At 68.1% G+C, this 18,161-nt stretch carries 25 protein-coding genes; 13 read left to right on the top strand and 12 right to left on the bottom strand.

Annotated elements, in window-relative coordinates; all coding sequences use genetic code 11:
* The 8 genes from GVN21_RS14940 to GVN21_RS14905 form a co-directional block, all read left to right on the top strand.
* On the top strand, positions 1-964 hold a 964-nt coding region (locus GVN21_RS14940; protein WP_166575560.1), incomplete at its 5' end, for a hypothetical protein.
* 117 nt (positions 965-1,081) lie between these two features.
* On the top strand, positions 1,082-1,696 hold the full coding sequence (locus tag GVN21_RS14935) for a 50S ribosomal protein L25/general stress protein Ctc (protein ID WP_166575559.1): 615 nt from the start codon (positions 1,082-1,084) through the stop codon (positions 1,694-1,696).
* 79 nt (positions 1,697-1,775) lie between these two features.
* The gene (pth, locus tag GVN21_RS14930) at positions 1,776-2,384 is read left to right on the top strand and encodes an aminoacyl-tRNA hydrolase (RefSeq protein WP_166575558.1); all 609 of its coding nucleotides are present in this window, start codon (positions 1,776-1,778) and stop codon (positions 2,382-2,384) included.
* 232 nt (positions 2,385-2,616) lie between these two features.
* Positions 2,617-3,711: a redox-regulated ATPase YchF gene (ychF, locus tag GVN21_RS14925; RefSeq protein ID WP_166575557.1), complete on the top strand. Its 1,095-nt coding sequence runs from the start codon at positions 2,617-2,619 to the stop codon at positions 3,709-3,711.
* 203 nt (positions 3,712-3,914) lie between these two features.
* A complete protein-coding gene (locus GVN21_RS14920; RefSeq protein WP_166575556.1) occupies positions 3,915-4,298 on the top strand; it encodes a hypothetical protein in 384 nt (127 codons plus the stop codon).
* A complete protein-coding gene (locus GVN21_RS14915; RefSeq protein ID WP_166575555.1) occupies positions 4,295-5,032 on the top strand; it encodes a Sir2 family NAD-dependent protein deacetylase in 738 nt (245 codons plus the stop codon). Before GVN21_RS14920 ends, GVN21_RS14915 begins: the two co-directional genes overlap by 4 nt.
* Positions 5,033-5,079: 47 nt before the next feature.
* Positions 5,080-5,760 (top strand): dienelactone hydrolase family protein, encoded by a 681-nt coding sequence (locus tag GVN21_RS14910; protein ID WP_166575554.1) that lies wholly within the window; start codon positions 5,080-5,082, stop codon positions 5,758-5,760.
* On the top strand, positions 5,760-6,446 hold the full coding sequence (locus GVN21_RS14905; RefSeq protein WP_166575553.1) for a dienelactone hydrolase family protein: 687 nt from the start codon (positions 5,760-5,762) through the stop codon (positions 6,444-6,446). Before GVN21_RS14910 ends, GVN21_RS14905 begins: the two co-directional genes overlap by 1 nt.
* Positions 6,447-6,449: 3 nt before the next feature.
* Here GVN21_RS14905 and GVN21_RS14900 read toward each other — a convergent pair whose 3' ends face one another.
* Genes GVN21_RS14900 through GVN21_RS14875 form a run of 6 tightly spaced genes read right to left on the bottom strand, consistent with a single transcriptional unit; the run spans position 6,450 to position 10,172 of the window.
* Positions 6,450-7,049, bottom strand: a complete 600-nt coding sequence (locus GVN21_RS14900) for a DUF1579 domain-containing protein (protein ID WP_166575552.1) — start codon at positions 7,047-7,049, stop codon at positions 6,450-6,452.
* A gap of 52 nt (positions 7,050-7,101) precedes the next feature.
* Positions 7,102-7,815 (bottom strand): TMEM175 family protein, encoded by a 714-nt coding sequence (locus GVN21_RS14895; RefSeq protein WP_166575551.1) that lies wholly within the window; start codon positions 7,813-7,815, stop codon positions 7,102-7,104.
* Positions 7,812-8,693 carry an S-methyl-5'-thioadenosine phosphorylase gene (mtnP, locus tag GVN21_RS14890; RefSeq protein ID WP_166575550.1) on the bottom strand — a complete coding sequence of 294 codons (882 nt, stop codon included), beginning with the start codon at positions 8,691-8,693 and terminating at the stop codon, positions 7,812-7,814. The genes GVN21_RS14895 and mtnP overlap by 4 nt, the downstream gene beginning before the upstream one ends.
* A gap of 28 nt (positions 8,694-8,721) precedes the next feature.
* Positions 8,722-9,036: a hypothetical protein gene (locus GVN21_RS14885; RefSeq protein WP_166575549.1), complete on the bottom strand. Its 315-nt coding sequence runs from the start codon at positions 9,034-9,036 to the stop codon at positions 8,722-8,724.
* Entirely contained in the window at positions 9,033-9,377 is a 345-nt protein-coding gene (locus GVN21_RS14880) for a P-II family nitrogen regulator (protein ID WP_166575548.1), read from the bottom strand. The genes GVN21_RS14885 and GVN21_RS14880 overlap by 4 nt, the downstream gene beginning before the upstream one ends.
* A 27-nt stretch (positions 9,378-9,404) precedes the next feature.
* On the bottom strand, positions 9,405-10,172 hold the full coding sequence (locus tag GVN21_RS14875) for a methyltransferase domain-containing protein (RefSeq protein ID WP_166575547.1): 768 nt from the start codon (positions 10,170-10,172) through the stop codon (positions 9,405-9,407).
* Positions 10,173-10,262: 90 nt separating this feature from the next.
* On the opposite strand from GVN21_RS14875, the gene gloB reads away from it, so the two are divergent.
* From gloB to GVN21_RS14860, 3 genes are all read left to right on the top strand, one after another.
* Positions 10,263-11,012: a hydroxyacylglutathione hydrolase gene (gloB, locus tag GVN21_RS14870; protein WP_166575546.1), complete on the top strand. Its 750-nt coding sequence runs from the start codon at positions 10,263-10,265 to the stop codon at positions 11,010-11,012.
* On the top strand, positions 11,009-11,443 hold the full coding sequence (locus GVN21_RS14865; protein ID WP_166575545.1) for a cupin domain-containing protein: 435 nt from the start codon (positions 11,009-11,011) through the stop codon (positions 11,441-11,443). The genes gloB and GVN21_RS14865 overlap by 4 nt, the downstream gene beginning before the upstream one ends.
* 80 nt (positions 11,444-11,523) lie before the next feature.
* Positions 11,524-12,411: a hypothetical protein gene (locus GVN21_RS14860; RefSeq protein WP_166575544.1), complete on the top strand. Its 888-nt coding sequence runs from the start codon at positions 11,524-11,526 to the stop codon at positions 12,409-12,411.
* Positions 12,412-12,499: 88 nt separating this feature from the next.
* Here GVN21_RS14860 and GVN21_RS14855 read toward each other — a convergent pair whose 3' ends face one another.
* The 3 genes from GVN21_RS14855 to GVN21_RS14845 all read right to left on the bottom strand — a co-directional run bounded on the left by GVN21_RS14855 (position 12,500) and on the right by GVN21_RS14845 (position 15,375).
* Positions 12,500-13,153: a DUF4908 domain-containing protein gene (locus GVN21_RS14855; protein WP_166575543.1), complete on the bottom strand. Its 654-nt coding sequence runs from the start codon at positions 13,151-13,153 to the stop codon at positions 12,500-12,502.
* Between the two features lie 245 nt (positions 13,154-13,398).
* Positions 13,399-14,124, bottom strand: a complete 726-nt coding sequence (locus tag GVN21_RS14850; protein WP_166575542.1) for a beta-ketoacyl-ACP reductase — start codon at positions 14,122-14,124, stop codon at positions 13,399-13,401.
* Positions 14,125-14,199: 75 nt separating this feature from the next.
* Positions 14,200-15,375 (bottom strand): acetyl-CoA C-acetyltransferase, encoded by a 1,176-nt coding sequence (locus tag GVN21_RS14845; protein ID WP_166575541.1) that lies wholly within the window; start codon positions 15,373-15,375, stop codon positions 14,200-14,202.
* Between the two features lie 209 nt (positions 15,376-15,584).
* Between GVN21_RS14845 and phaR the strand changes: the two genes are divergently transcribed.
* Both phaR and GVN21_RS14835 read left to right on the top strand, forming a co-directional pair.
* On the top strand, positions 15,585-16,187 hold the full coding sequence (phaR, locus tag GVN21_RS14840) for a polyhydroxyalkanoate synthesis repressor PhaR (protein ID WP_240902959.1): 603 nt from the start codon (positions 15,585-15,587) through the stop codon (positions 16,185-16,187).
* 24 nt (positions 16,188-16,211) lie between these two features.
* On the top strand, positions 16,212-16,547 hold the full coding sequence (locus GVN21_RS14835) for a hypothetical protein (RefSeq protein WP_166575539.1): 336 nt from the start codon (positions 16,212-16,214) through the stop codon (positions 16,545-16,547).
* On the opposite strand, the gene GVN21_RS14830 is transcribed toward GVN21_RS14835, so the two are convergent.
* The 3 genes from GVN21_RS14830 to GVN21_RS14820 all read right to left on the bottom strand — a co-directional run bounded on the left by GVN21_RS14830 (position 16,528) and on the right by GVN21_RS14820 (position 18,042).
* A complete protein-coding gene (locus GVN21_RS14830) occupies positions 16,528-16,836 on the bottom strand; it encodes a DNA-binding protein (RefSeq protein WP_166575538.1) in 309 nt (102 codons plus the stop codon). The genes GVN21_RS14835 and GVN21_RS14830 overlap by 20 nt on opposite strands.
* 153 nt (positions 16,837-16,989) lie before the next feature.
* Positions 16,990-17,421, bottom strand: a complete 432-nt coding sequence (locus GVN21_RS14825) for a hypothetical protein (RefSeq protein WP_166575561.1) — start codon at positions 17,419-17,421, stop codon at positions 16,990-16,992.
* A gap of 108 nt (positions 17,422-17,529) precedes the next feature.
* Positions 17,530-18,042 carry a hypothetical protein gene (locus tag GVN21_RS14820; RefSeq protein WP_166575537.1) on the bottom strand — a complete coding sequence of 171 codons (513 nt, stop codon included), beginning with the start codon at positions 18,040-18,042 and terminating at the stop codon, positions 17,530-17,532.
* Positions 18,043-18,161: the final 119 nt, after the last annotated feature.

Genomic DNA, 18,161 nt, shown 5'->3' with positions numbered 1-18,161 from the left:
GCCGCCCCCGCCGCCGCCGGCCATCAACCTTTCGGCCCAGCTGTTCGAGGAAGCCAGCGCCTGGCGCGGCTACATGACCCGCGCCGCCGCGATCACCCCGGCCGGGATGAAGGACGGGCCGTCGGTGTCCAGTTCCCTGAAGGCCGGCGCCGCCTATGAGCCCAAGCAGCTGCTGCGCGGTTCGATCGCCTATGCCGCGGTCATCGCCCTGCAGGACCAGGAATTCGTGGCCGCCGTCCGCGTCCACGCGGTCGATCCGGCCGGTCGCCAGCGCCTGGCGGCCCAGATCCTGGCCAACCCCTATACCGTCACCAACTTCCCCGGCGCCGAGCGCGCCGCTGGGCTGATCGTCTCGGCTCTGGGCGGCGAGGGCACCAAGGTGCTGCTGACCGGCCGCGCGGTGAAGATGTCGGCCTATGATGTCCAGCGCCAGAAGTGGTCCAAGGAGTTCGTGCCGGACCGCGAGGGCCGCCTGGCCCACGTCCGCACCCTGTCGTCCACCCCGATCCGGGGCGACATCGACGAGGTCAGCCGCATGCAGTTGGCCAGTCTGAACGGCGGCTCGCCGACCGGTCCGGAAGGCGTGGTCGGCCAGACCGTGTCTCAGCCCTGGTCGCCCGTCGTGGTTCGCGGCCTGGCCCTGGCGGCCCTGGCGGCTCTGGGTGAAGCGGGAGACGACAAGGTGGTCGCGCTCGGCCCGCTGTTCCACGACGAGCCGTCGATGTTCTGCCTGAACATGTCCAAGCTGATGCTCTACCAGTGCCTGGCCGCCGCCAAGCCGCACTACGAGGACGTCTTCTGCCTGGGCCAGCATGTGCTGATCGACACCGGGCAGTGCACCCTCAAGAGCGCCGGCGCCCCGATGCCGGTGGAGCCCCCGCCTCCGGTCGTGGTCGCGACCAGCAAGGCCCCGGCCAAGCCGGCCGCCAAAGCCCCGGCGAAGCCGAAAGGCAAGGGCGGCTGAATCCTTACCGGAGCCGTTGCGCTCCGGTCCCAAAGGGTGTATCGACCGCCACCCTAAATTCACCGACCGTCGCCGCGCGGAGTCTTCGCGCGGCGACTTCGTTTTGAGACCAGAAACATGGCCGAGATCATCCTCAACGTCGAAGTTCGCGACCGCACCGGCACCGGCGGCGCCCGTGAAGCCCGTCGCGGGGGCAAGGTCCCCGGCATCCTGTACGGCGGCGACAAGGCCCCGGTGGCCATCGCGGTCAAGGAAAACGAGTTCCGCAAGGCGCTCTACACCGGCAAGCTGCTGGGCCACCTGGTGACGCTGAAGTACGGCGACGAAAGCCAGCCGGTCATCGCCAAGGACGTGCAATTCCACCCCGTCACCGACAACCCCTTCCACTTCGACCTGATGCGGGTCGATGAAAAGGGCACGGTGCGGATCAACGTTCCGGTCCACTTCACCGGCCAGGACGTCAGCCCCGGCCTGAAGAAGGGCGGCTCGCTGGAGATCGTCCGCCACGACGTCGAGCTGGAATGCCCGGCTAACGCCATCCCCGAGGAACTGGTCGTCGACCTCAGCGAGCGCGAGATGGGCGACACCATCCGGATGAGCGACATCACCCTGCCCAAGGGCGTGACCGCGACCATCACCGACCGTGATTTCGTGATCGCCACCCTGAAGGTGTCCTCGGCCGCTCTGTCGGAAATCAACGACGAAGCCAACGCGGGCGACGCCGAAGCTTAAAGACGCTTCCAGGCATTCAAGCCTTTCGAATGCGGTCAGGCGGCGACGCCTGGCCGCATTTGCATGAGAAGGACCCGCCATGCTGCTGCTCGCCGGCCTCGGCAATCCGGGCGAACGCTACGCCAGGACCCGGCACAACGTCGGCTGGGTGGCCGTCGAGGCCATCGCCCGGCGCTGGGGCTTCTCGCCCTGGCGAGCCAAGTTTAACGGCCTGGCCTGCGAAGGCGATATCGACGGGACCCGCGCCGTCCTGGTCAAGCCCCAGCAGTTCTACAACGAGAGCGGACGCTCGATCGGCGAGGCCGCCAAGTACTTCAAGATCCCGCCCGCACAGGTCATCGTCTTCCATGACGAGATCGACCTGGCCCCCGGTCGCTTTCGGATGAAGACCGGCGGTGGCGCGGCCGGCAACAACGGCATCCGCTCGACCATTGCCGTCCTCGGCCCCGACTTCCGCCGGGCGCGGATCGGCGTCGGTCACCCGGGCGACAAGGACCTGGTCATGCCCCACGTCCTCAGCGACTTCCACAAGGTCGACCGTGTCTGGCTGGACCCGATGCTGGAAGCCATCTGCGACGCCCTGCCCTTCGCCGCCGCGGGCGACGACGAACGCTACCAGGCCGAGGTCATGCGTCTCGCCCCCGCCCCCAAGGCCGATCCCCGCAAGCTGTCGCGCGAAGGCGATTGACGGTTGTTCGGCCGCTCGCGGCCTGCTCGAACTGGACTGTCCCGGCGAGGCCCTGCCGTTGCTGGAAATACTGGGCGAACTGGGCGAGCCACCGGCCAGTTCAAGAAGGAAGCCCGCGCCTGGCGCGACTTCGCCGCTGACGCCATCGCAAAGGCCTGAGTCATTCGCCTTTGCCGGCCTGACGTGCTAGGTCGCCCGACCTTCCCCGCCTACCGGATTCCAAAGCACTGCCATGGCCCTGAAAGTCGCGATCGTCGGCCTGCCCAACGTCGGCAAATCGACCCTGTTCAACGCCCTGACCCAGACGGCGGCGGCCCAGGCGGCCAACTATCCGTTCTGCACCATCGAGCCGAACGTCGGCGACGTGGCGGTGCCCGAGGCGCGGCTCGACAAGCTGGCGGCCATCGCCGGCTCCAAGGAGATCATTCCGGCCCGCATCAACTTCGTCGATGTCGCCGGCCTGGTGCGCGGCGCCTCCAAGGGCGAGGGCCTGGGCAACCAGTTCCTGGCCAACATCCGCGACTGCGACGCCGTGGCCTTCGTCACCCGCTGCTTCGAGGATGACGACATCACCCACGTCGAGGGCCGCATCGACCCCATCTCCGACCTGGAGATCATCGAGACCGAGCTGATGCTGGCCGACCTCGAGAGCCTGGAAAAGCGCGTTCCCAACCTCGAAAAGCGCGCCCGCCAGGACAAGGAGGCCGCCACCACTCTGCGCCTCGTCAACCTGGCCCTGGCCCAGCTGAACGAGGGCCGCCCGGCCCGCACCGCCAAGGTCGACAAGGAAGACGCCAAGGCCTGGGCCATGCTGCAGCTGCTGACCTCCCTGCCGGCCCTCTATGTTAGCAATGTCGACGAAGGCAGCGCCGACAAGGGCAACAAATTCTCCGACCTGGTCGCCGAACGCGCCCGCAAGGATAACGCCAACAGCGTGGTCATCTCGGCGCAGATCGAGAGCGAGGTCGCCATGCTCGACCCCGAGGAACGTGCCGAGTTCCTTGGCGCCCTGGGCCTCGAAGAGCCCGGCCTCAATCGCCTGATCCACGAAGCCTACAAGCTGTTGGGCCTGCAGACCTACTTCACGGTCGGCCCCAAGGAAGCCCGCGCCTGGACCATCCACGTCGGCGACACCGCGCCCCAGGCGGCCGGCGTCATCCACACCGACTTCGAGAAGGGCTTCATCCGCGCCGAGACCATCGCCTACGACGACTTCGTCCGCCTGAACGGCGAGGCGGGCGCCAAGGAAGCCGGCAAGATGCGCTCCGAAGGCAAGGAATACGTCGTCAAGGACGGCGACGTGATGCACTTCCGCTTCAACGTCTGATCGGCCCTTGGGGACTGGTTGCCCGCAGGGCTACCTGTCCCCGGTCAGCACCGGCCGAAGACCGCCCCTCGCACCAGCCGCCCGCGCTCCAACGGTTGGACCGCGCCAGGCGGCCACCTTCCGCGCCGACCGGGGACAGGTACGCCGCTGCGCGCCGAACCAGTCCCCCTTGCCAGCCGCGGCGTCGCCGCTAGCCTGTCAGCATGACCGATCATGCTGATGCCATCGCCGGCGCCAATGCCTGCCTCGACGCTTTCATGGCCGCCTTCAACGCGCGGGACCTGCCCGCCTGGGAGGCGACGTTCAACTTCCCGAGCGTGCGGCTGGCCTCCGGCACGTTGGCCATCATCGAGCCCGGCTACCACAAGCCGGAGATGTTCGAGCAAGGCGTCCTGAGCGATTGGCATCACTCGGCCTGGGAGCGGCGCGAGGTCATCCACGCCGGCCCCGACAAGGTGCATTTCGACACCCGCTTCACCCGCTATCGCGCCGATCGCAGCGTCATCGGCGGCTTCGATTCCATCTATGTGGTCACCCTGGAAAACGGCCATTGGGGTGTGAAGGCCCGGTCGAGCTACGCCCCATGAGCGCGGCGAAACTTGCCGCCCTGATCGAGGCCTCAGAGCGCGCCGTGGTGTTCACCGGAGCCGGCATCTCCACCGAATCCGGCATTCCCGACTTTCGCAGCCCCGGCGGGGTCTGGTCGAAGATGAAGCCGATCATGTTCCAGGACTTCGTCGCCAGCGCGGACAAACGCCGCGAGGCCTGGACCCGCGCCTTCAACGGCACCGCCGGCTGGACCGGCCGCAGCCCCAACGCCGGCCATGATGCGGTCGCCCGACTGGTGGCCGCCGGCAAGGTCTCGGCGGTGATCACCCAGAACGTCGACAACCTGCACCAGGACAGCGGCATCCCCGACGAGCGGGTGATCGAGCTGCACGGCAACGCCAGTTACGCCACCTGCCTGGACTGCGGCCTGCGCCACGAGCTGCACCACCTCAAGCCCGCCTTCGTCGAGCGCGGCGAAATCCCCGCCTGCCGCGCCTGCGGCTCCATCGTGAAGACCGCCACCATCTCCTTTGGCCAGTCGATGCCCGAGGGTCCGATGGCCCGCGCCGAGGAAGAGACCCTGTCCTGCGATCTCTTCATCGTCCTCGGCTCCTCCCTGGTCGTCTACCCCGCCGCCGGCTTCCCCCTTCTGGCCAAGCGGAACGGGGCGCGCCTGGTGATCGTCAACCGCGAGCCGACCGAACAGGACCCCTACGCCGACTTGGTGCTGAACGGCGAAATCGGGCCGCTGCTCAGCAGCATCGTGCCCTAGCGAGCGCCCCCGACCCTGTGCGATCCTTGGCCAAACAAGGAAACCCCATGACCGACCGCATCCGCCTGACCAGCGCCCACGACGGCTTCGAGTTCGAAGCGCTGCACGCCCAGCCACAGGGCGACCGCCGGGGCGGGGTCATCGTCATCCAGGAGATTTTCGGCCTCGACCAATACGTCCAGGCCGACGTCGCCCGCTGGTCGGCCCTTGGGTTCGAGGTGCTGGCCCCCTCGATGTTTGACCGGGGCGAGCCCGGCTTCACCGCCGAGCATGACCCCGAAGGCCTGCAGGCCGGCGTCAAGCTGGCCACCGCCAACGGCCCCGACAACGCCATGAGCGACATCCAGGCCTGCGTCGATTTCCTCAAGGATCGCGGGCCGGTGTTCATCGTCGGGTATTGCTACGGCGGCACCATGGTCTGGCTGGCCGCCAACCGCGTCAAAGGCCTCGCCGCCGGGTCCAGCTACTACGGCGGCCAGATCGCCGGCATGGCCGGCCTGCCCCTCTCCTGCCCGGTGATCGTCCATCTCGGCCGCAAGGACGCCCACATTCCCGCCGACGAGGTCAGCGCCAAGGTCACCGCCGCCCATCCCGAAGTGCCTGTCTACATCTACGAAGCCTCCGGGCACGGCTTCAACAACGACGGCCGCCCCGACTCCGACCCCGGCGACGCACAGCTGGCCCGCGAGCGGACCCTGGCCCTGTTCGAAGCCAACGGCGCGGCCTGATGGGCGAGACCATCCGGCTGACCAGCCCCTTCGACGGCTTCGAGCTCGACGCCTACCATGCGCCGCATGAAGACGCCCGGCGCGGCGGCCTGGTGCTGATCCAGGAGATTTTCGGGGTCACCGACCACATCCGCGAACTGGCCGACGGCTTCGCCGCGGACGGCTACGAAGTCATCGCCCCCTGCTTTTACGACCGTCTCGAACGCGGCTTCGAAGCCGCCTACGACGAGGACAGCATCGCCAAGGGCGTCCGCTACTCGAACACGACGCCGTGGGATCAGGTGGCGGGCGACTGCCAAGCCGCCATCGACGCCCTGCGCGCAAAAGGCCCCGTCTTCGTCGCCGGCTACTGCTGGGGCGGCGCCGCCACCTGGCTGGCCGCCTGCCGCTGCGACGGGGTGACGGCCGCCTCTTCCTTCTACGGCCGGCGGATCAGTGAACTGAAGGAAGAGACCCCCCGCTGCCAGACCATCCTCCACTTCGGGAAATCCGACGCCTCCATCCCGATGGACCGGGTCGAGGAAATCCGGGCCCTGCACCCGGACCTCCCCATCTATCTCTACGACGCCGGCCACGGGTTCTTCTCGGACCGCCGCAAGGATTACCACTCGGACTCCGCCAAACTCGCCCGCCTCCGAACCCTGCAGCTGTTCCACCGGGCGGCGGGCAGCAAGGGCGAGGAATAGACCCTACTTCGGCCCCAGCCCGCCCTCGGCCGGCCACTTCGTATCGCCGACCCGCTTCAGATTCATTTCCATGAACTGCATGCCCTGGCCGCCATTGGGCACATACTCGCCCTTCTCGACCCAGGTCCCGTCCTTGATCACGGCCGTGTAGCGGATCACCGCGTTCGGCCCGGCGGGGATGGTCCACACGAAGCCGTCGGCGGTGGCCTCGATCGGGAAGTCTCCCTGCATGCCGCGGGTGTAGGACCTCATGGTCATGGTCTTCTTGTCGGGGTCGTAGCTGATCTGGGCGAAGGCGTTGAACACCGGCTTGCCGTCCTCGAACCCCCGGCCTTCGATGACCTTCACCGTGCCGTCCAGCATGTCGCCGACCCGCTCAGTCTGAACCAGCACGGTGCGCTTGCCGGTGCGGTCGGCGATCCAGGCCGTGCCACGCCATTCCCCGTCCATGCGGGCGAGGGGCGCGAGAGCCTCCTTCTGGGCCTTCATGCGGGCCGCGACGGCTTGCTCGCTAAGTTGCTGGGCCAGGGCCGGGGCGCTGACGCCCAAGGCGGCCACGGTCAGGGTGGCGGCGAAACTCAAACCAACGAACAGACGGCGCATGGCGCTCCTCCCAGATGCTGAAGATACACTTTGCGATCCAAAGTTCTCTACGTCAAGCCTGCTCGGTGTCTTGCGGGGCCTTGCGCCGGTTGGCGCGGCGGACAAGCGCATAGCGGCCGTAGATCGCCAGGGGGATCAGCCAGTAGCAGAAGCCCGGCAGGTAGGGCGCGGCCCGCATCGGGCCGATCACCGCCAGCAGGGCCGAGACCAGGCCGGACAGGCCGCAGATCGTCCAGATCACCGCCGACTCGGCCGCGTCGGCCCGGCCCTCCGCCGAGGCGCCCAACCGCTCGCCCACCCTGGCGGTATGGCGGAACAGCAGCACGAACAGCAGCGCCAGGAAGGCGAACCCCAGACCGTAGACTACGTAGAGCAGCTTGAGGTCGCTCAGGCTCTGGATCATCGCCGAGCCCGGCAGCACCCCACCGCTCATGTAGTGGAAACCGGAACTGACCAGCATCCGCAGCGGGAAGACATAGACCAGCACCGCAAAGACAATGGCCAGGCTGAGGAGGGTCGAGACCGCATCGCGCGCGGGGGCAAGCCGGCCATAGCCTCGGTGCGCCGACCAGAAGACGGCCACCAGGGCGAAGCTGCCGGCGCTGGCCGGGATATTCAGCAGCGCCGTCTTCAACCCCGCGATCGAGGTGATCGGCTCGGCTCCGGCAATCAGCAGCAGGGTGACCGCGAAGGCGAAGGCGGCGTCGACGAAGGCGTCCAGGCGCTGGGCCTCGGTCGTGCGCGGCGCGGGAGCGGCCTTGCTCATGGCGTGGCGCTGGCTTTGAGAACGCGGCCGGCTACCGCGTCCAGCCTGGCGAGAACCGCCGGGTCGCGGGCCGATGGGGCAGTGATCAGCGCGTAGTCGAGGCAGGTGTCGATCGGCGAGGCGGCCCGCTCCGCCGGCAGGGCCCTGGCCAGATGCTCGACCAGGGTGCGGGCGCGAGCGGCGTTGGCGGTCAGCACGGCGAGGACGTCGGTGACCTCCACCCCCGCCTCGTCCTCGCGCCAGGCGTCATAGTCGGTGACCATGCCGACGCAGGCGTAGGGCAGCTCCGCCTCCCGGGCCAGCTTGGCCTCCGGCATGCCGGTCATCCCGATCACCTGGCAACCCCAGGATCGATAGAGCCGGCTCTCGGCCCGGGTCGAGAACTGCGGGCCCTCCATGGCCAGATAGGTGACCCCCTCCTCGACCTCGGCCCCCGCCGCCCGCGCCGCCTCGGCCGCGAAGCCCGACAGGCGCGGACAGACCGGATCGGCCATCGACACATGGGCGACCATCCCCGCGCCGTAGAAGCTCTTGGCCCGTGCGAAGGTGCGGTCGATGTACTGCCCGACCGTTACGAAGGCGCCCGGCGGCAGATGCTCGGCCAGCGACCCGACCGCCGACAGCGACAGCACATCAGTGCAGCCGACCCGTTTCAACGCGTCAATATTGGCGCGGGCGTTGACGTCCGTCGGCGACAGTCGGTGACCAATCCCATGACGCGGCAGGAAGGCCAGCTTCACCGCTCCGATACGGCCCAGGGTAATCGCCGCCGACGGCGTCCCGAACGGCGAGGCCACCTCGACCGTCCGGCGGTCTTCCAGCCCGGCGATATCGTAAAGCCCGGACCCGCCAATGATCCCCAAGGTCCAGCCGCTCACCCGTCACTCCCCCTGTTTGCGCGGGGGACTATGGTTTGTTCCCGGCGCCGCTGTCCAGAATTCGGCGAGCCCACTCGTCCGCGCCCATTTTGCGGGCCGTGCCGAGTTCCGCCAGGAACATCTTTCGCTGGCTTGCCGCGACCTCGCGCAAGGCGCGGTCGAACTCGCTGACCTCGAGCGGTGGCTCGCCAGCGATCAAAAGCTGCTTCTCAAGCTGCTCGATCTCGCTGCGGCCCATTACGACCAACAACAGTTCTTCGCCAAGCAAAGGGTAGTCTTCGCTGCATAGCGATCTCAGATATCCCATCCGCCGTTGCGCTTCTTCACGCTCCTCTGGCGTCACCCCGTGATCGCTGCCGCGTCCCGCTCGCCCGTGCGGATCCGCAAGGCCTGCTCCAGGTCCAGCACGAACACCTTGCCATCGCCGATCTTCTGGGAATTTGCGCTACGGACGATGGCCTCGACCACCGTCTCGACGATGTCGTCCGACACCGCGATTTCCAGCTTCACCTTGGGCAGCAGCTTCACCTCGTACTCGGCGCCGCGATAGACTTCGGTCTTGCCCTTCTGGCGGCCATAGCCGCGCACCTCGGTGACCGTAAGGCCGGAGGCGCCGGCCTCGGTGACCGCGTCGAGCACCGCGTCAAGGCGGCTGGGCTTGATCACAGCAACGATCATCTTCATGGCGGGAGGCTCCAAATCGAGGTCAAGCTAGGCGCGCGGCTCTTTGCCGTCAAAGCACTTGCGCCGCAAATCCCGGGTAGCCGGCACAGGCGCCAAAATTCCGGGCGCGCGGCTCTGGATGCGGGCCCGCGACCCGCGCGGCTTGACGGCGAAGGTCTGTTTCACCGCCTCGATCAGCACCAGCCCGGCAAATCCCGGCCACAGCCGCGCCCCGATCTGCTCGAACCCGTCGGCCCAGCCTGCCGCCCAGCCGAACGGTGGCGCATAGAGGGCGCGGGTGTAGCCGGTGGGCTCTAGCCCCGCCTCGCGCAACAGCGTCTCCAGCTGTCCACGTGTGAACGGTCGCCCATGCCCGAACGGCGTGCCCTCGGCGTTCGACCACAGGCCGTTGCGCGCCGCTGCCGCCACGATGACCCGCCCCGACGGCGCCAGCACCCGGCACACCTCGTTCAGCAGGGCCGGCGCGCTCTCGCTCTCCTCCAGCGCATGCACACAGAGGATCCGGTCGAACAGGGCGTTGGCCAGCGGCAGGGCGAACTCGTCGGCCAGCACGGTCAGGTTCCCTCGTCCGCCCGGCCAGACCTCCACCCCCTGGGCGGCCGGCATGGCGGCGATCACCCGCCGCGCCTTCGGCCTCAAGGGATCGAGGAAGGGCGTGGCATAGCCCAGCCCCAGCACATCCAGCCCCGAACAGTCGCCCCAGGCCTCAAGCACCTTGCGGCCGAGCATCTCGCGCGCCGCCGCTCCGCGCGGCGAGGCGTAGAAGGCGCGAAGCTCGAGCACGTCCCGGCGCATTTCATCTCCAGCTTGAGAGAACATATGTAGGATGGCGACACGGCCCGCGTCACCCTATGGCGGGTTTGACTCACGCTTTGAGGCGAAGGCATGACCCTGACCGTCCGGCAGTTCCCCTGCCTGTCCGACAACTACGGCTTCCTGGCCCGCGACGAGGCCAGCGGCCTGGTCGCCTGCATCGACACGCCGGACGCCGAGGCGATCAAGCGTGAGCTGGCCGCCGCCGGCTGGGATCTGCACCTGATCCTCAACACCCACTGGCACCCCGACCACGCCGGCGGCAACGAGGCCCTGAAGGCCGCCACCGGCTGCACCGTCGTCGGCCCGGCCGAGGTCTCCCGCATCGCCGCGCCTGACCGGGTGGTGGTCCACGGCGACGTGGTGATGCTTGGCGAGACCCGCTTTGACGTGATCGACACCGGCGGCCACACCCTGGGCCACGTCACCTTCCACGACGCCGCCGACTCCATCGCCTTCGTCGGCGACACCCTGTTCGCGCTCGGCTGCGGCCGCCTGTTCGAAGGCGACGCCCAACAGATGTGGGCCAGCCTGCAGCGGATCGCGCAGTTGCCGGAAGACACAACCGTCTACTGCGCCCACGAATATACGGCCTCCAACGCCCGCTTCGCCCTGTCGGTCGACGACAGCGAGCCTTTGAAGACCCGGGCCGAGGCCATCTTCGCCGCCCGCGAGCGCGGTGAACCCACGGTGCCGACCACCATCGCCCTCGAACTGGCAACCAACCCCTTCCTGCGCGCGCCGATCCTGCGGCCCGACATCGCCGACCCGGCGGAGGCCTTCGGCGCCGTCCGCGCGGCCAAGGACGGGTTCAAGGGGTGAGCGACGCCCCGGAGATAGGCGCGCAGGAGATCATCGCCCTCCTCGACCTCGCCCCCCACCCCGAGGGCGGCTGGTTCAAGGAAACCTTCCGCGACGAGCCAGGCCCGGACGGCCGCGCCAAGTCCACCGCGATCTTCTTCCTGCTCACGGAGGGCCAGGAGAGCGCCTGGCACCGGGTCGACGCCGCCGAGGTCTGGCACTTCTACGACGGCGCGCCCCTGGCCCTGCGGGTCGCGGCCGACGGTCAGCCGGCCATCACCCGCCTGCTCGGCAACGACCTGGCCTCCGGCGAACGCCCTCAGCTGGTCGTGCCCACCGGTCTGTGGCAGAGCGCCCGTTCGACCGGCGACTGGACCCTGGTCGGCTGCACGGTCGCGCCCGGCTTCACCTTCGAGGGCTTCGAGATGGCCCTGCCCGGCTGGAGCCCGTAACGGCGTTCTGTCTGCGGCCAAACGTCCTGTGGACGGCGGCGGATTTCTCCTCGAAACGGGTCGGATTCGAGGCTCAAGCAATGTCCGACTGGGGACCCGATCCCGATTCCCGCCGCGCCCTGCAGCGCCTGATCTTTCGCTGCGCCGCCGAGTACCTGCTCGATGAGGCTGGCGTGCTGGCGGGCCGGCACGAGGGCGACTTCGTGCGGGCGATTACCTGGCTGGCCATGCTGCAGGTTGGCGAGGGCGATGGCCGGCCGATCTCGATCCGCGCCCTTTCCCGTTCGCTCAGCCTTCCCTTCGAAACCACCCGCCGCAAGGTCCGCGAGCTGGAGGCCGCAGGCTACTGCCGTATGGTCGAGGGCCACCGGCCCGCCGCCACGCGCCTGGACGCCGAAGCCGCGCGGGCCGACGCTGTCCGCTGCCTGGAAGGCTATCGCCGGCTTACCGCCACCCTTGGCCGGCTGGGCCTGGGACCGGAGGTGTTCCTGGGTGGGGCCCCGCCTCCGCCGGCCAGCGACCAGCCTTCGGCCGAACAGGCGGCGCATCGTCTGATCCAGGGTTTCCTGCTTCGGGTTCTGGACGCCGGCGCGGGGCCGCACGGGTCGATGGTCAATGCCCTGATCTTCGTCGCCCTGATGAGCGCCAACGCCGCCCTGATCACCAACGACCCGCTGCTGGCCCGACGCTATGCCGGCGCAGACACCCCGCCCCCCGACAACCTGCGCCCGCCGGCCAAACCGCGCCAGATCGCTGACCGCCTGAACATCCCTTATGAGATCGTGCGTCGACGGCTGGTCGAGTTCGTCGACCGTGGCTGGGTCGACAAGGCGCCGGGCGGCTACCGCTCGCGCATCGACCGCATCCAGCAACCGGACATCCTGGCCGGCGGCCTGGCGATCAGCCAGCGCTTTGCCCAGCTGGTCCAGCAGGTGGCCGCCACCGGCCTGGACCTGAAACCCCGCTGAGATTCGGATAGGTCGCCCGGAGCGAGGCAAATTTCTTCCAGCTATCGCGCGGGAAGCTCAACGCGACGAGGGGAGATTACCCGTTGCGCTATCGGCTGGTGGCGAAGGTGACCCGTTCGGACGACGGCCGCCCGCCCAGGCCCAGGTGCGGCGTGACGATCACGATCAGCACCCCCTGGCGCAGCAGGACGCCGGGGCGGGGTCCCTCGGTGATGAACACCCGATTGACCCGCGCCAGCTGTTCGCGGCCGCCCGCCGAGCGCGACATTCGAACCAGCGTCTCAGCGGTCACGATGGAGGCGTCGGCGATCAGGGCCGATGACGCCGGACTGGCCTCTGCCTCGAACAGAATTTGCCGGCGGGCCGCGCGGCTCGCCAGGCTGCTGGAAGACACCAGCCGCTGGAGCAGGGCCTTGGGCGACACTGGCGTGATCCGGATCGGATTGGACTCCCCCGCCAGGGCCGCGGCGGCCCCTTCGCGGCGATCCGGTGTGAACAGGGTCAGCCCGCCGACCCGGGTGTCGCGCAGCACCACCCGCCCGGCGTCGTTCTTGTAAAGTACGTCACCGCGAGCCCCGGTATGCGGCTCCAAAACCCAGATTTCGTTGCTGCCCTCGAAACGCAGCATCGGTTTGCCCGTCGACCTGTCGAGAACGAAGGCCTGGCCCGATTCAGAGACATAGCGGCCGACCGGCGGCGGCGGCGGCCGACGGGACGTGCCCTGCTTGTCAGGGAACAGCATGTCGCCCAATGCGCCGAGGGGCGATCCGCCCCTCTCACCCCCTGACCGGGGTTGCGCGAGTGCGCCGGGCGCGAGCCCGACAAACACCGCTGCCAGCGCCAAGGCGGCGGCTGGTATTCTCGCACCCGTTACGGCCATGCCCCGGTGTCTGCGCTCCGACTGGGGCGAATCTTGGACTGGCGCGGGTACCGGATCAAGGCGCGGGTGAGACGGGCGCGGCACTGTGGCCGCGCCGTCACAGCCCTCTAGGAAGCCAGATATTGACCGCCGTTCAGCGTGAACGTCGCCCCAGTCACGAATCCGGCCCGCTCGCCCGACAGGTAGGAGACCATGTCCGCGATCTCCTCGCCCTTGCCCAGCCGCCCGACCGGGATGCCGGCGATGATCCCGTCCAGCACGTTCTGCGGCACCGCCGCCACCATCTCGGTGTCGATGTAGCCGGGGCAGATCACGTTGACGGTGATCCCCTTCTTGGCGTTCTCCAGGGCCAGGGCCTTTGTGAAGCCGATCAGGCCCGCCTTGGCGGCACTGTAGTTGGTCTGGCCGACTTGGCCCTTCTGGCCGTTGATCGAGCTGATATTCACCACCCGGCCCCAGCCCTGGTTGCGCATGCCGTCGATCACCTGGCGGGTCATGTTGAAGGCCGAGTCCATGTTGACCCGGATCACTTCCGACCACTGCTCGTAGCTCATCTTGTGGAAGAAGCCGTCGCGGGTGATCCCGGCGTTGTTGACCAGCACGTCGATGGGGCCGAGTTCCGCGGCCACCGCGTCGGCGGCCTTCTTGCAGTCGTCGAAGCTGCCGACGTTGCCCTTGACCACCATCACGCCCAACTCGTCGGCGCAGGCCTTGGCCGCCTCCTCGTTGCCGCTGTAGCCGGCGGCCACCTTCATGCCGTCGGCCTTGAGCCGCTCGACGATGGCCCGGCCGATGCCGCGCGTGCCGCCGGTGACGAATGCAACCCTGCTCATGAAATTCCCTTCCTGCTTCCCCGTTTTCTCACCTTAGGCGAGCCCGCCTCGGAAAGGCCACGGGGAATCGGCGGATCAGAGAGCCTCCAGGCACATGGCCACTCCCATGCCCCCGCCGACGCACAGGGTGGCGGCCCCCTTCTTGGCGCCCGATCGCTGCATCTCGTGCAGAAGGGTGGTCAGGATGCGCGCGCCGCTGGCCCCGATCGGATGGCCGATGGCGATCGCCCCGCCGTTGACATTGGTCTTGGCCGGGTCGAGGCCCAGCTCCCGCACCACGCTCAGCGACTGGGCGGCAAAGGCCTCGTTGCTTTCCACCAGATCGAGGTCCGAAACCTTCCAGCCGGCTTTCTCCAGCGCCTTCTTCATGGCCGGGATCGGCCCGGTGCCCATGATCTCCGGCTCGACACCGGCGTGGGCCCAACTGGCGATCCGCGCCAGGGGTTTAAGGCCCCGCTTCTTTGCTTCCTCGGCGCTCATCACCACCACGGCCGCCGCGCCGTCGTTCAGGCCCGAGGCATTAGCGGCGGTCACCGAGCCTTCCTTGTTGAAGGCGGGTTTCAGGCCCGAGACGCTGTCCAGGGTAGCGCCGTGGCGGATGTACTCATCCTTGTCGACCACGGTGTCGCCCTTGCGGCCCTTGATGGTCACCGGGGCGATCTCGGCGTCGAACTTGCCGGCCTTCTGCGCGGCTTCCGCCTTGTTCTGGCTGGCCACGGCGAATTCGTCCTGGTCGGCGCGGGTGATCTGCCAGCGGGCGGCGATGTTCTCGGCCGTCTGGCCCATGTGATAGCCGTGGAAGGCGTCGATCAGCCCGTCCTTGATCATGGTGTCGACAAAGCCGACGTCGCCCATCTTGGTCCCGTTGCGCAGCTGGGCCGCGTGCGGGCTCTGGCTCATGCTCTCCTGGCCGCCGGCCACCACGATGGAGGCGTCGCCTTGCGCCACCTGCTGCGCCGCCAGCGCCACCGCCCGCAGACCCGATCCGCACAGCTGGTTGACGCTCCAGGCCGGGCTCTCCACCGGGATGCCGGCGTTCACCGCCGCCTGCCGCGCCGGCCCCTGGCCCGCCCCCGCCTGCAGCACCTGGCCCATGATCACCTCGTCCACGTCGGCCGGCGAAATCCCGGCCCGCTCGATCGCCGCGCTGATCGCCACCTTGCCCAACTCATGGGCCGGCAGGCTGGACAGCGCGCCGTTAAACGAACCGACGGGGGTGCGGGCGGCGGAAACAATGACGATGTCGCTCATGGGAGGCTCCCGATCTCGCGGCCCGAAGGCGCTTGCTGCGCCGCCGCATTTTTGTGCGGTCGCACCATGCCCAAATCCTCTGCGTCCGTCACCCGGTGATCGCGGAAGGTTGCTTTTTCGCAATTGCGAGCAAGGCTGGCGTAACGCCTTCGCTTCCGCGATAGTGCGGCGCAAGATATGCGGCCATGCCGCCGAAAAACGGGGATGAAATGTCCGACAAGTCGGAAGCCGGCGAGAAGGTGGTGATCAAGAAGTACGCCAACCGCCGCCTCTACAACACCGCCTCCAGCAGCTACGTGACCCTCGAACACCTGGCCGACATGGTGCGCGAGAACGTCGACTTCGTGGTCTTCGACGCCAAGAGCGGCGAGGACATCACCCGGTCGGTCCTGACCCAGATCATCTTCGATGAAGAGAACCGGGGCGACGGCAAGAACCTGCTGCCAATCCAGTTTCTGCGTCAGCTGATCGGTTTCTACGGCAACCAGATGCAGGCCTTCCTGCCGGCCTACCTGGAGATGAGCCTGCAGACCTTCTCCCAGCAGCAGGAGCGCATGCGCCAGCAGTTCGGGACCATTGGCGCCGGCGGCCTGGGCATGCCCGGCTTCGACGAGCAGGTACGCCAGAACATGGCCCTGTTCGAACGGGCGATGAAGATGTTCTCCCCCTTCGCCTACGGGCGGGGCGAGGAACCCACCGCCGGCGCCGCCCCGGCGGCCCCCGCGGCCGCGGATGACGACAGCCTCAACGAACTGAAGAAGCAGGTCGAGGCTATGCGGGCCCAGATCGACAAGCTGGCGTCGAAGTCTTAACCGACCCGGCCCTAACCTGGGGCCATGACCGAACGGCTAGACCCGACCCGGCCCTACGGAGACCGCCGCCAGTTCGACCGGCGGCGCGAAGACCGCGCGCCCGAGCAACCGGAAGCCGCCTCCACGTCGAACCTCCCCGTCCCGGTCGACGTCCCACACGCCCACGAACACACCTCCCCGCCCCCGCTCGACGGCCCCGCCGCCTTCGCCGCCCAACTCCTCGGTCAGCCCGGCCAACGCCGCGGCCTACGCCAACCGGGGACGGTGGACGCGGCAAGAAGCGCCTATCTGGAAACCGAATACAGCGGCCCCGCCGACCGGCGACCGCCCAAGGGCCTTCTCAAGAAGACCGAGATTTAAGCGTCGCCTCCAGCGCCGCCACCCGCCGCTCAAGCTCGGCGATGCGCGCCAGCGGATCCGCCCCTGGAACCGGGGTCGACACCCCCGCCCGCAGCGCCGCCTCCGCCGGGCTTACACCCAACAACTCGGCAAACGCCCCTACCTCGGCCGCCGACAGCTCCCGCTGATCCTTGAACACCAGGCCGACATCGACCTCGCTCATCCCCGACACGGCCGCAAGCACCGCCCGGCTGATCCCCCGATCGGCGAGCCGCGCCTCGTACCATTCGACGTCGAAAAACAGTGCCAAAGGGGAACGCTCCGAACTGGCGCCGGTCTTGCTTAACCCGGAATAAACCCTGTTCCGGAGCCCTTAAGTGACCAGCATCCTGATCCGCGCCATGGACGTCACGGTTGTCGCCCTGCTCTTCACCGTGCTGACCTAAGCGTCTGGAACCTGTCTTCAGCCGCCCTCGCCAGGACCGAAATCGATGTCCCGGCGGGCGGCCACGATGGTCACGATGAACCCGGCAAGAACGTCCAGCAGGACCATCACGGTCATCAGGAAGAAGGTCGAGGTCGCGAACGCCGGCGCCAGCAGAAATTCGACCAGGCAAACGATGAACAGCAGCATCGACAGCGAGTGATTGATGATCGCGATCCGCCGGCTGGTGGTCGACTTCAGAAGCTCGATGAACAGCACCACCAGCGATCCCGCCAGCAACAGGTCCGACAGGCTCACCGGCCAAGGCGACCCCGAAGTCATGTTCACCGTGAACAGCGGCTCGCTCAGCGACAGCGCCGCATCGGGCGATCCGAACCCGCCCGGCAGGGTCAGCACCACCAGATTGTAGATTAGCACCGGAATGGCCAGCAGCGGGAAGGCGGCGAACATCTGCATCAGATCCCTCGTGTCTCCGGTCAGCCCGGCTCCGACGAACAAGGGTTAACGTGTTTTCGGGCGCGGGTGAAGCAAGCTCGCGCCCCGGGCGTTCGCCTGCTCCTACCCCCCGATCAGGGCCAGCAGCGGAGATCCCCCTTTCACCCGCCGCCCCTGCTGATCGGTGGTGTCGCCGATGTTCCAGCCCTCCGGACAGTCGCCCAGCAGCCGGTAACGCCGGGTCTGCCGATACCCCTGCCCACCATCGACGGGCTCCACCGACTGGACGGCAAGGAAATCCCGCGTGCGGTCCCCCCTGACCGCGGCTGTCGCCACCCAGGTCTTCCCGTCCAACTCGCACCGCTGCATGCGCGCCTTGCCGGCCATCACCTCGTCACCGAACGGCTTGCAGTAGCTGGTCCCCGCGGTCACCGCCGGCCGGTCCAGCCCCTCGCTGATCCGGCTGTCCGCACAGATCTTCACCGCGTTCACCCCCGCCTGAGCCGGCACAACCTCCACCGACCACAGCCGCATCGGATCGATCGCCGCCTGACGCTCGCGATACTTCGCCTGCACCGCCTCCACATCGCAGGCCCCCAGCATCAGCACCGGCAACAGAACCAGCAGCACCCGCATCGCAAACCTCCGAAGCTACAAACGTAACCTCATTAATCTACAAATGTGCATTATGGTCAAGGGAAAAGGTTGCGGCGCACCAGCGCCGCTACCTGTCCCCGGTCAGCGCCGGCTCCAAA

Origin of the sequence: Caulobacter sp. SLTY (assembly GCF_009905535.1) — a bacterium.
Taxonomy (GTDB): Bacteria; Pseudomonadota; Alphaproteobacteria; order Caulobacterales; family Caulobacteraceae; genus Caulobacter.
This window is presented reverse-complemented; position numbering and strand designations above follow the sequence as displayed.